The sequence below is a fragment of the Chitinophaga sancti genome, assembly GCF_034424315.1.
In the GTDB taxonomy this organism is placed as follows: domain Bacteria; phylum Bacteroidota; class Bacteroidia; order Chitinophagales; family Chitinophagaceae; genus Chitinophaga; species Chitinophaga sancti.
Window position 1 is genome coordinate 7,151,402 of record NZ_CP139972.1, and the last position, 12,828, is coordinate 7,164,229.

Genomic DNA, 12,828 nt, shown 5'->3' on the forward strand with positions numbered 1-12,828 from the left:
CATATAGCGGCTGACTAAAAAGGGTATCCCCTCTCGGGTGGGTGATGGAGACGAAATGGCTTTTACACAATTCTCAGCGCCTTCATTTTACTTTTTAGTCAGCCTCTGCAAAAATATTCTGCCATTCAATTGCCTAATTCCAGTTGGTTTTTAACCAGGTTATAGTATTCGTTCTTCATGCCCGCCAGCTCCTGGTGATTGCCCTGTTCTACCACACGCCCATGCTTGAGAACAATGATCTGATCCGCATGTTTAACGGTGGACAGGCGATGTGCAATGATCACCACCGTTTTATCCTTAAAAAAGCGCTGCAGGTTATTATGAATGATCTTCTCATTCTCCGCATCCAGTGCTGATGTAGCCTCATCAAAGAAGATAAAATCCGGATCTTTATACACAGCCCTGGCAATCAGGATCCGTTGTTTTTGCCCGCCGGAAAGCCCATTCCCCGCTACCCCTATCTTTGTCCGGTACTTTAATGGCAGGGTGTTGATATACGAACTGATATTGGCAATATCGCTTGCCTGCTGCAACCTTTTCACGCAGATATCTTCGTCCGATGTAGCAATATTCCGCTCTATACTATCTGAAAAGATCATCCCATCCTGCATAACAACGCCGCAATTGGCCCAGAGATGTTTTTGTGAGATCTTATCTATGCCGGTATTATTAAGGGAAATCTGCCCATTCGTAGGCTCATAGAACCTGAGCAGCAATTTCATCAGGGTCGTCTTGCCACTCCCGCTGGCCCCTACAATAGCAGTGACCTTACCCGCCGGAATCCGGATACTTACATCCTTCAGCGCATTCGCAGATGTGGGACCTCCATACCGGAAAGTAACATTGTTTAAACTAAATCCACCCTCACGTAAATTAGTGACAATCCCCTCCGGTTCCACCGGCTGGTTCTCCACTTCATTCAGCCTCTCCAGGCTTAGCCGCGCATCCTGCAGGGATCGCAGGAACAACACCAGCTGGTTGATAGGAGAGTTCATCTGCCCAACGATATAAGAAATGCTCAATAACTGGCCCAGCGTAATCTCCCCCTTGATTGTATAATATGCTGCCAGAAAAGTGATCAGGATATTCTTGATCTGGTTAATAAATTCAAACCCCGACAATTGAAACTGGTCGAATTTAAGCAGCCGCTTATTGATGTTGTACAACAGCAACTGTATCTTCTCCCATTGCGATCGTTTATAATCCTCCAGGTTGTTCAGCTTAATCTCAGCCACACCATTCAGTATCTCTGATACCAGCTCCTGGTTATGACTCCTGTTTTGAAAACGCTGATGACTCAGCAGCTTCCGCTTACTCATCCAGAGCATGGTCCAACTCACCGCTACCACCGTCAGTAACAGGTAAACTGATAAAATTGTAAAATTGTAATACCAAAGCACGATAAAGAAAACCGAAAACGTGATCACGGAAAAGAAGATTACCGGGCTTTGACTTGTTAAGAACACCTCTATTTTTTCATTGTCCTTGATCCGCTGATTAAAATCCCCCATCATCTTACTATCAAAAAATTTCAGGGGCAACTGCAGGAGCTTCTTCAAAAAGTTGGAAATAATAGAAATGCTGATCTTACTACCAATATGCAGGATCAGCCAGTTCCTGATGATCTCGATCACCATCGACCCTGTGTACAGGCTCACCTGCGCCAGGAGCAGCATCGTGATCAGATCCAGGTTCTTTTGCGCCACACCCTTATCTATCATCTGCTGCATCAGGAAAGGAAATGCAAAATTGATGATACTTCCCAATGCCAGCATCAGCATCATTACTCCCAGCTGCCGCTTAAAAGGCAGCAGGTAATGCAGCACACTTTTAAAAGTGATTTCCTTGTGATCACTACTTTTCACAACAGGCAGATCATCCTGCAGGTGAAGAAAAATGGCAATGCCTTCCTCGCTGCCAGACAACCACGATCTTCTGAAAGCCTCGTCGTTGATCGTAATAGGGCCAAGTGCCGGATCGGCTACCCGGTACCTTATCTTTTTTGATCCCCTGCTTTCCTTAATCCCTGTTAGTACTACGAAGTGATTCTGCTGCCAGTGCAGGATACAGGGAAATAACCCCTCCCTTTGTTTTAAGGAGGCAGGATCCAGCTGGCAGGTAATCACATTAAATCCTATTTTCCCCGCGGCTTCCCGCAGGCCCGATACAGAAACTCCGTCGCGGGTGATATAAGACTGATCGCGCAGGAAACCCAATGTATAGTTCCGCTTATAGTGCGATGCCACCATCGATAAACAGGCCGGCCCACAATCAGTTTGATCTAACTGGCGTACAAACCTCATCCCTTTTTGATTATTCTGACCCCGTTATGCTTTTCTATCAGGGAAACCAGGTGATCCCCGATTTCCGTATCCCATTCCGGATCCAGTTTCGCACACAACTCCCTTACGGTAACGGGTATACCTTTGTTGATCTCATCAATAAAGCCTTTGATACATTCTTCCTTATTGAGTTCGATTTTCGCACCTCTTACGAATAAATGCAACTTTTCCCCGTTCAGGGCATTCTTATAGAGGATCTTATAAGGCTGCTCCAGTTCAACCACATCATCCGGGGTCAATGGCGTGGTTTTTTCCCTGGCAAATGGGCTGGTCCTGTACCCGGCATTGCTGTGCAGCGAATAGCGAAGGTCAGTATAGATCTCCTTCAGCAGGTCCTTGAATGGTAACTGCTCCAGGTCAGATGGAATTTCAAACAGGTCAAGGGTCTTATCCAGTCCTGCAGGATTGTCTAAAGGGTTGTTATCTGGCTTTAAATTGCCGCTTTTTTTGCGTAAATACGATTCTGCGACCAGATCCTGCAGTCGGGTAGCAAAGTCGAAATTTGACCTGTTATACATCCAGCATGCGATAGCCATGGATAAGCCCTTCTGGGTACCAATGTGGTAGGTGTCTTCCGGCATGAAGTACAGATCACCTTCTTCAAAAGGGAATTTGTTGGCGTAAGGCAGGTATTTATCCAGGTCCTTGTTATTATGCCTGGCTTCTCCTACCAGTTTCAGGTACTCGTCATTATTCCAGGTATACATCGTTTTGTCACCCGGTCCCAGGTGAAAATGGATCACACTTTTGCCAGGCATATCCAGGTGAATGCCAAGCGGGGTACTGTCATAATTGCCAACAAAGAGTGTAAAGATGATCCCTTCAGTCGGCACACCTGTCTTCTCTATGAGGGGCTTCAGCTTGTCAGCAATGAGCTTTGACAGCTGCTGGTTAAATCGTTCTCCCTGGTTGATGATCAGCCCAAATTTCTTATCACCAAATGCCCGTTCTGCCCATTGCGCAATGTCCTCATTTTCCTTCGGCGGTACGTCGAAGAACTGGAGCATCTCAGCATGTGACAGTTCCCTGCCTTCGATATAAATGCGATACCCGAAAGAATTTGTTCTCAAACGGGCCAGTTCGGCGATGATCTCCAACATATATTGTTGCATAGCTGCTGTTTCCTCCCTGGAGATACAATCTTTGATCACACTGGTTTTTGTCAGGTTCTCTGTTGTATCCAGGAAATTGTTCCACCAGCCGGCGTCAAATTTCCGGGTTTCTGTACTCATGTAGTGGGGATTTAATTGTTGAGTCTTACAACGCCATTGTTTTTATACAGCAGGCCAAGGATGTAATGCCCTATCTCTGCATCCCATTCCTGGTCAAGGGTGTTCAGGAAGTCTTCCACCTGTAGCGGCGCGCCCTCATTCAGTTTGTCTATTGCCAGGTGAATGCAGGGGAAGTTGGTGAATTCCAGCTTGATCCCTCTTACAAAGACCTGTAGCTTTTCATTATTAGGTGATGGCTTATAGTGGATCTTATAAGGTGCCGCTACCTGGATGAGGTCTGTGGAACTGAAGCTTACTTCCTCTTTCTTTACAAATGGACTGGTTCTATAGCCCGCATTGCTGTGGATAGAATAACGTAAATCACTATATGCTGCTGACAGTAATTCCCGCAGGTTCATCTTTGCCAGGTCTTCCGGGATCTCCAGGATAGACAGGGAGTCATCCAGCCCGCTTACATCCCCAAGCGCACGGGTATCAGTTGGCAACAGGGCATCTCCCTTTTTGGCAAACTGGCTGAAGATCACATTCAGCAGTTTGGACACCAGTTTATAACGGGTATGGTTATATCTCCAGAAGGTAACGGCCACAGAAAGTCCATCCTGCTTGCCAATATGATATTCTCCTTCAGGCATAAAGTACATATCACCTTCCCCAAAGGAGAACTCCTGTGCATAAGGCAATAATTGGTCAAGATCCTGTTTGCCAATGGTTTTGGTCAGTTCTTCATATTCTTCCTTGCTCCAGGTATACATTACCTTATCGCCAGGGCCGAGGTGGAAGTGCATCACATCCTGACCAGGGGGATCCTTATGGATGCCAAGCGGCGTTTTATCGTAGTTGCCTATAAAGATTGAAAAGTTGATCCCTTCTACAGGAAACCCGATCTTCTCCAGGTATGGCGCTGTTTTGAGGGCGATATTCTTTGACAGTTCCGCATTGAATTTCTCACCCAGGTTCAGGATCATGCCAAATTTCTTATCGCCAAATACACGCGCTACCCAGTCCTCCAGTTCTTCATCATCATAGGGCGGATTGTCGTACACCAGGCTCATTTCATGTGAGGTCAGCTGCTTGCCTTCAATATACACGCGATACCCGTATTGATTAGTTCTTAACTTTGCCAGTGTTTGCAGTATCTGTAACACATATCCCCGCATGAGATGTGTTTCATGGCGGGACATACAATCTTGGAAAACAGCAGTGGCGGAGAGGTTTTGGGTAGTGTCAAGGAACATATCCCACCATCCTGTAGTGAATGGGGACACTTTTTCAATGGTTTGCATATAGATAAATTTAGAGGAGTTAGGGGTTAAGTGGAGGATGATTGCTCACCTCCACTTAAGGTTTCTTAGCTGTTACTCAGCAGCCACAGCCACTGCTGGATCGTGGTGGTGAGAGTGGTGACGTCCTTCGTCAGTGTCATGGTGACTACCTTCCTGAATACCACCAATTACTGCTTTTTCTTCCAGTGGGGTTAACACTTTAACACCTAAAAATTCAGCAGCGGTTTGTTTTTTTTCGTTTTGCATTGGAGTTTGTTTTATGCATCATGGAATAGTGCCTTCTTTGCATATAGGCTTCGGCATGGTCCTCTTACTTACAGCGGCCGGCATTGTATGTAGTTAGTTTAATCTGCGCGATTTTTTTCACTTTCGTTACCAAATTTCTGGTTCCTGGCTTTTACTTTCTGGCTTCCTATTTTATAGGTAAGCGTGAACCTGAAAAACCTGCGGTCAGGATAATCTGTATACCTGTAGGCGATGCCCCCTGAGTTAGTTGCCGCACGGTCCTTATTGGTTCGCAATAGATCCTGCACCACCAGGGCGGCCTGCAGGCTGCGTTTCAGGAATGAATAACTAAGCCCGATGTCAAGGCTTTCAGCATCTTGCTGCTTATAGATGTCTACGAATTGTGGAGACTGATACCAGAAATTTACCTCTCCCCTGAAGGTCTTACTTTTGTTGAATGAGAAGTTATTGTTCGTACTAAAGTACAGACCATAACCATCAGCATTCTGCAGGTGAAGATCCCTGTTCGTGGAAGTTTTATTATAAAATACATTTAGTTCGTTCTCACTTTCCCACCAGCTGATCCCATTGAAAACAAAGATCTCAGAAACATTCCAGGAACTGGTGGTATAATAGTTCATATCAATAAGATAGGAAACTTTGGATGCGGTGTCAAACAATGGTGGGTTGCCAATTCCGTTCGTCGTCTTCGAATAGGAGAATATTGTCGTCAGCATTTCTTTATAGCTATGCTGAAGCTCAATATTGCTTGTATAAGCGGGAATTAACATTGGATTACCCTGTGTATAACTATAAGTGCTGTAATATACCCGGAATGGATTCAACTCATTGAACCTTGGCCTGGATAATCGCCTGCCGTACGACAGGGAAAAAGTGTGCTGTTCGTTGGCCGTATACTGCAGGTATCCTGTAGGGAATAATTTCGAATAATTATTTGTGGTGACTGTTCCCAGCGTAACCGAGTTCCCTTTTGTCTGTGTATTTTCCAGTCTCAAACCCAGCTGCAGTTCCCATTTTTTCGAAAGTTGTTTCCTGCCGGATGCATACAGGGCCTCCATGTTCTCATCATAAATGAAATGGTTGCTCCTGGCCGGATCAAGCACCGGGTGCCCCGATGTTAAGCCATAATAGGCGTTATTATAGTCCGTTTTTGAAAAGTATATCTTGGCGCCATAAGATAGATCTACCCAGGAAAAAGGATGCTTTACATCGGTTTTGAAAGAATAGATGTTGAGATTCTGACCACCTGTATTTGAAGCTGCATTAAATCCCCCGGGTAACGTGGTTCCATTTCCCGATCGGCTTTGCGTAACAAAATTTCTCGAGATGTTATTGTTGTAGTCAAAGTAGTCCAGGTCAAATGAAATACTTCTTCCCAGCGTATCTATTTTAACTACCGAATGAAGGTTGATCGCATTCGAATTGATCTTTTTCTTTTCGTTATTAGTTGCATCGATCACTGAATCTACCAGGTTTGACGAGGGGTGTGCCACGGTGGTCTTGTTGAGCTGTCCTGTTTCGGGTTTATTAAAACTCCCGAGGTACTGCACACCAATGCTTACACGGTCTGATAGCTGGTAATCGAGGCTGCTGCGTATGCTGAACAGGTTAGCATATACCCTTCTTACAAAATCGTTGTTCCATATCCCGGTGGAGTAGGGGATGTACTCTGTCTCCACACCCTTCTTTGACCCTTTTGTATAATTGACATCCGCGTAGAACGATAACTTATTTTTCTGATAAGTGAATGAACCGCCATTACTATAGGTTGCATAGGTGGCCTGCTTGTAACTACTGGTGAGTGAAGCATTCCAGCTGTCAGATTTTACCTTCTTCAGGATGATATTGACGATCCCGTTATTCCCTTCTGCATCATATTTTGCAGGTGGATTGGTGATGATCTCGATCGTCTTGATCTGTTCCATCCTGATTGCCCGCAGGTAATTGATCAGGTCCTCTCCTGATAACTGTACCAGCCGGTCATTCACCATTACCGCCATCCCGCTTTTGCCTGTCATGGTAATCGCGTCCTCTTTCACTTTTACAAGTGGCGTTACTTTTAGTACATCCGTTGCATCTCCGCCGGCAGCTACAATTGAGTTTTCCACATTGAACACCAGGCGGTCTATCTTTTTCTCTATCAATAGTCGCCTGGAGGTGACCGTAATACCCTGCAATACTTTGTCTGTACCGGCAGTATAGCGAATGTTGACCATCGTATCACGAACGAGTAAAAATGATGGCTGTACCTGCCTGTTGCCCAGGTAGCTGCCTGCCAGTCGGTAAGGCCCGGCCTGAATGTTTGTGAAAGCATAGTTCCCTACGCTATCGGAAGAACATGTCTGGATCACCGCACTATCTCTCATTAACTCTATCGTCGCATATAAGACAGGCATTCCCTTGTTATCAGTGATCTTTCCTCGAACTTTGTACTGCGCGGTGGCCTCACTCAACATAATAAGCGGGCTGAATAATATGAAAAGGATCGTTGGACGCATGGGTTTGATAGGAAGTGTAGAATATGGTGGAATTATTCTTGGGATGTCCTTTCATGAGCTGGTGTACTCATATATTTAAACAAAAAACAATGTTCCCCGGTAAACAATACGATGGCAGATTCTACCACTCGCGTCCCACGATAGCTACAATAATATAGGTTATTTGATGTTTATAATGCTTTGGATTGTTTTATAAATTTTAAACAAAAGTTTCAATACTCAAAGTTTTTGAACAGGTTTTTGTTTCCGTAAAGGAATCTTGTTTTTTGGAACGCATTTAAAAGTGTAATATTTTTTTTGGCTTACCTTTGTTTTATACCTAAATTACTTGAATGTACATGATAACCATGCAAATAATCTCTAGCATATGAATCATAAGCAAAACAAACTTTTAGGAGCTAATTTGCAGGCGATGAGAATTAAAAAAGACGTAAAGCAGGAGACAGTAGCAAGGGAACTAAATGTGTCTAAATCGTATGTAAGTAAAATAGAGAATGGAAAAATGGCGATAACAGTAACGACTTTGGTCAACTATTGTGCTGTTATCGGGTCAGATTTCAGGGATGCAGTTGAATGCCTTACAAGAGCAGTATAACGTAAATCCTATTTGATGTAGCCCCCTATTAAGCCCACACACGACAATGAGACAACAGCTTAAAACCTCTATCCGAACCCTTAATCAACAGATTGTATTGTTAACATTCTTACTGTACTGTATTAACGCTCTTATTAAGCCTAAAACAATGTAGCTGCGATCCTGAACGGATCTTTGTCTGAAGCATTTCGCTGTCCGCCATAAAAAAGGCGTCCATGAAAAAAGTCATTCATCAACGGGAGTGAGATCCTGTTTTTGATAGGAAAGGCTGCCGTTTTTACAGCAGCCTTTCCTGTCAAAATTATCTAAACACTTAAAACTTATATGCAAAACTTGCAGCCAGCCTTCTCGGCAGCTGCTTTTCCAGGGTAGACCAACCAGCAAAATACTCTTTATTGGTCAGGTTATCCAGCTTCAGCGCCACCCGATACTTAGGTGCATTATAGAATACGGTTGCATTCAGTACCACATAAGAAGGTAGGGTGAATCTACCCGTCCTGCTATCATTCGTGATGATATTCTCACTCGCATAGTTACCACCAAAACCAGCACCCAGGCCTTTCAGGTCACCTTGTACAAAAGTATAACCAGCCCACATATTCACCAGTGTATTAGGACCAGCAGATACCGGCCTTCTGCCTTCCTGGTAATAATATGATTTGGTCATCTTGCTATCGTTATAGCTATAACCTGCTATGATGTTCAAACCCGGTACAGGATTCGCAGCCATTTCCAGCTCCACGCCTTTGCTCTTTTGTGTACCATTCTGCACCGTCACATTATAAGATGTATCACCTACAGTTACAGACTGTGAATAAGTAGAATTAGATACAGCAATATCATAGTAGCTCGCAGTGAAGCCCAGTTTATGATCCAGTACATCCAGTTTCACACCACCTTCCCACTGGTTCGCCTGCTGCGGTTTCAGCACGTCAGGATAACCAGGCAAACTATAGTTATTAACAGGTGCTACGTTTTTGAAACCATTCATGTAGTTAGCGAACAGGCTCACCTGGTCTTTCACTACCTGGTATACGATGCCAAATTTAGGAGATACACCCGTCTGACCATATTTACCAGTAGTCGTACTCGTTAGGTAGTTCGTACTTCCTTTGCTTTCAAAACGGTCTACACGTACACTCGCCATTACGAGCAATGCATCTGTAATATTGAATACATCAGATACATACGCACTGTACACCTGTGCACTGTTACCATTCTTAGAACCCGTAGTACCCGCCAGTTTCGCATCTACTGATGCCCTGCTCAGGGTACCATAGCTTGCATCTTTAGCATTGGTCACATCTACGATATCAAATCTTGGAGATGCGCTATTGTTATTCACAGTACTCTGATCATTGAAGTCCAGGCCAAATACGATGCGGTTACGCAAACCACCAATCCTGAAATCACCAATGAAGTTCTGCTGGATATCAGTAGTAGTAGTGGTCGCATTCTGGTAATAAGCGAAACGGCTGGCCAGTGAATCACTTGGTGCAACAGCTCCCTGGTCCAGGAACATGACATAAGAATAATAACCATCGCTCTTACGGGAACTTCTTGACAGGTTTGTCTGTGAAGTCCAGCTATCAGAGATCTTATAATTCGCCTGACCATAAAAGTTTACAGTAGGGTTCTTATAAGTCAGATCATTTGAAGTATAAGATTTATTGAAATCCATGTGCAGCTGATCCGGCGTACGTGCTTTCAGCTGACGGCTACGGTTCATGAACAACATCATGGTGTTTGTAGATTCGCTGTTATAAATCTCCGCATTGATCAGGAATGACAGGCGGTCATTCGCCTTAAATGCGAGGCTGGGTGCTACAAAGAAAGACTTCCTGAAACCCGCGTCCTGGAAACTACCTTCTGTATGATAAGCTGCATTCAAACGCAGGATCGCAGATTTATCCTCATTCAGCGGTGCATTTACATCAGCAGTAAAACGGCTTAGGCCATAACCGCCAATGGTATACGCTACCTCACCACCAAAATGATCGTAAGGCCGCTTAGTTACAATATTCAACAAACCACCGAAAGAAATAAAGCTACTGCCAAACAAAGTGCTGCTTGGGCCTTTAATCACCTCGATTCTTTCCACATTCGCAGGATCAATACCGCCATTGGTCAAACCCGGAACACCATTGATCATGGTTGGCTGTACAGCAAAACCCCTGATAGAAAAGTAACCCGCGCCATCGCCCGGACGACCGGTAGAAGACCATAATTTAGTCAGACCCGGTGTATTCTTCAACGCATCGTCGAAGTTCGTTACCACCTGCTCCTTCAACAGGTCCTTGGAAATAGAACTGTATACCTGTGGATTTTCAAGGTTCCTGATAGGCAAACGCGCTATCTGCTCAGATTCTTTTTTACCAAACTTTGCACGACCTGTAGCAATTTCTACTTCCTGCAGCTGGGTGTCAGAAACTTCCAGGCTCAGGGTCATCTGCGTGGTATTATCTTCACTTACAGTGATAGTTTCTTCTTTGGTGCTATAACCTACCAGCCTCACCTGTAAGGTGTATGTGCCTGGTTTTACATGGTGAATAGAGAAAGTACCATCATCATCAGTAACCGCTGATTTCTTGGTACCCTTTAATACCACCGTCACCTGACCTGCTGGTTTACCCTCTGTGGTAGTTATTTTCCCCTTAATGGTTCCGTTTCCGTCCAGGTCATTAGCAGACAAAATGCCTGTGCATAAAAATAAGAACGCCGAAAAAAGTAGTAGAATGGATTTCATCGCTGTATAAGTTTGCGCCGCAAAAGTGAACACTAATCTGTTAATGCGTTTTAACATTTGGGAATACTGTTTACGCTATCCGGAAAAATTTCCCGCTGAAACCGATCCAGATGTGAATGGAAAAATAATTTCCGGGCCTGCTGATAATCTTTTAAGGACTTTTTAATAATCACCGTGTAAGCACCAACGGTACTGTATTCCCCCGGCCAAATCTTCATTGCTGACTTACCGCTCATCACAGCCAGCTTTGTATGTATTATATAACTTATCTATTTTGCGCCCGGATGAAAAAGCTAATAAGGATTTTCCTCTCACTCTGTATCCTGATCCTTGCCGGGTATAGTCACCTGAAGGCCACTACGCCGCGGGACCATGTCTCGACGTCGTCGGCCAGGTTGCTTATGCTCATCGAACAGGAAGATGATGTGTTGAACATCCGCAATCATCCACATAGCTTTGAGCGCTTAAATTTAAAGTTCACCGAGACTGATAATGAGGACGACACTGATGAGATGTCAGGTTTCAAAAAGCATCTCACCATCGGTAATAACTTTACCACTGTTTTCTCCCCATCCGCACCCCATTACCAACACCCGTATTTTCTTCCCAACTCATATCCTGCTCACAGTACTGACCAGTGTCTTTATATAAGGCACGGTGTACTACGTATCTGATATATTTTTTCCAACCAGTGTTTTTTTATTGCTTAGAACTTCCACGTCCACAGGATACGGAGGTTTATTGTCATTCGCGCACCACTTAAAAAATAGAATCGCATCCTTATTATGAAGAGAAGTTCAATGCTCGTCGTGGGCTTGTATGCACTGTTGTGCTTTGCAAGCTGTAAATCATCAAAGAAAGAGGAAGAAAAGGAAGGGGAAACCAGGTATCTCGTCACCACCCCCATTAAAATGGACACCTCTGTTACCAGGGAATATGTATCCCAGATCCGCTCTTTCCGTAACATCGAACTCAGGGCACAGGAGAAAGGCTATCTGCAAAATATCTTCGTAGATGAAGGTCAGTTTGTAAAAGAAGGCCAGCTCCTGTTTAAGATTATGCCCAAAGTGTATGAAGCAGAACTGGAAAAAGCCCAGGCAGAAGCCCAGGCAGCGGAAATAGAACTGCAGAATACCAAATCCCTCGCGGACAAAAACGTCGTATCAAAAAATGAACTGGCAATGGCACAGGCAAACCTCGCCAAAGCAAAAGCTGAACTGTCCCTGGCCAAAGTACACCTGGCATTTACCGACATCAGGGCTCCTTTTGATGGGATCATCGACCGCCTGCCTTTGAAATTGGGTAGCCTGGTGGATGAAGGTGAACTGCTCTCCAGCCTTTCTGACAACCGCCAGATGTATGTGTACTTCAATGTATCTGAACCTGAATACCTGAACTATGAAGAAGGCCTGAAAGAGAAAAAAGCGAAGATGCCAGTGAACCTGCTCATGGCTAACAGCGAAGTGTTCAAACATACAGGTAACGTAGAAACGATCGAGAGTGAGTTCAACAACGAAACGGGTAACATCGCTTTCCGTGCTACATTCCCTAATCCTGAAGGCCTGCTCAGGCACGGTGAAACCGGTAAAGTACAGATGGTCGTACCGCTGAAAAGTGCCGTTGTAATTCCGCAGAAAGCAACATTCGAAATCCAGGATAAGCACTATGTATTCCTCGTAGACAAGGACAACAAAGTGAAATCGCAGGAGATCGCTGTGGCAGCAGAAATGCCAGACCTGTTTGTAGTAGGAGACGGACTTTCCGAAACTGACAAAATACTGCTCGAAGGCGTGCAGAAGGTGAGAGACAATGATAAGATCACCTACGAGTTTGAGGAACCAGCTAAAGTAATCTCGCACCTGAGACTGAAGGCTGAATAGTCTAAG

At 44.6% G+C, this 12,828-nt stretch carries 9 protein-coding genes; 3 read left to right on the forward strand and 6 right to left on the reverse strand.

All coding sequences use genetic code 11. From position 1 onward, the window contains the following. Positions 1 to 125: 125 nt before the first annotated feature. The 5 genes from U0033_RS28295 to U0033_RS28315 all read right to left on the reverse strand — a co-directional run bounded on the left by U0033_RS28295 (position 126) and on the right by U0033_RS28315 (position 7,601). A complete protein-coding gene (locus U0033_RS28295; protein WP_072364594.1) occupies positions 126 to 2,303 on the reverse strand; it encodes a peptidase domain-containing ABC transporter in 2,178 nt (725 codons plus the stop codon). Next, positions 2,300 to 3,574: a hypothetical protein gene (locus U0033_RS28300; protein WP_072364587.1), complete on the reverse strand. Its 1,275-nt coding sequence runs from the start codon at positions 3,572 to 3,574 to the stop codon at positions 2,300 to 2,302. Before U0033_RS28300 ends, U0033_RS28295 begins: the two co-directional genes overlap by 4 nt. Before the next feature lie 11 nt (positions 3,575 to 3,585). Then, positions 3,586 to 4,857: a hypothetical protein gene (locus tag U0033_RS28305; protein WP_072364585.1), complete on the reverse strand. Its 1,272-nt coding sequence runs from the start codon at positions 4,855 to 4,857 to the stop codon at positions 3,586 to 3,588. Positions 4,858 to 4,929: 72 nt separating this feature from the next. Further along, positions 4,930 to 5,103 carry a hypothetical protein gene (locus U0033_RS28310; RefSeq protein WP_177318704.1) on the reverse strand — a complete coding sequence of 58 codons (174 nt, stop codon included), beginning with the start codon at positions 5,101 to 5,103 and terminating at the stop codon, positions 4,930 to 4,932. Between the two features lie 98 nt (positions 5,104 to 5,201). Further along, positions 5,202 to 7,601, reverse strand: coding sequence for a TonB-dependent receptor domain-containing protein (locus U0033_RS28315; RefSeq protein WP_083571792.1), 2,400 nt, complete (start codon positions 7,599 to 7,601; stop codon positions 5,202 to 5,204). Positions 7,602 to 7,968: 367 nt separating this feature from the next. On the opposite strand from U0033_RS28315, the gene U0033_RS28320 reads away from it, so the two are divergent. Further along, positions 7,969 to 8,196 carry a helix-turn-helix domain-containing protein gene (locus tag U0033_RS28320; RefSeq protein ID WP_083571791.1) on the forward strand — a complete coding sequence of 76 codons (228 nt, stop codon included), beginning with the start codon at positions 7,969 to 7,971 and terminating at the stop codon, positions 8,194 to 8,196. Positions 8,197 to 8,509: 313 nt separating this feature from the next. On the opposite strand, the gene U0033_RS28325 is transcribed toward U0033_RS28320, so the two are convergent. After that, on the reverse strand, positions 8,510 to 10,942 hold the full coding sequence (locus U0033_RS28325) for a TonB-dependent receptor (protein ID WP_072364620.1): 2,433 nt from the start codon (positions 10,940 to 10,942) through the stop codon (positions 8,510 to 8,512). A gap of 284 nt (positions 10,943 to 11,226) precedes the next feature. Between U0033_RS28325 and U0033_RS28330 the strand changes: the two genes are divergently transcribed. Together U0033_RS28330 and U0033_RS28335 are read left to right on the forward strand one after the other, a co-directional pair. Beyond that, the gene (locus U0033_RS28330; protein WP_072364577.1) at positions 11,227 to 11,616 is read left to right on the forward strand and encodes a hypothetical protein; all 390 of its coding nucleotides are present in this window, start codon (positions 11,227 to 11,229) and stop codon (positions 11,614 to 11,616) included. A 111-nt stretch (positions 11,617 to 11,727) separates the two neighbouring features. Next, positions 11,728 to 12,822 (forward strand): efflux RND transporter periplasmic adaptor subunit, encoded by a 1,095-nt coding sequence (locus U0033_RS28335; RefSeq protein ID WP_072364575.1) that lies wholly within the window; start codon positions 11,728 to 11,730, stop codon positions 12,820 to 12,822. Positions 12,823 to 12,828: the final 6 nt, after the last annotated feature.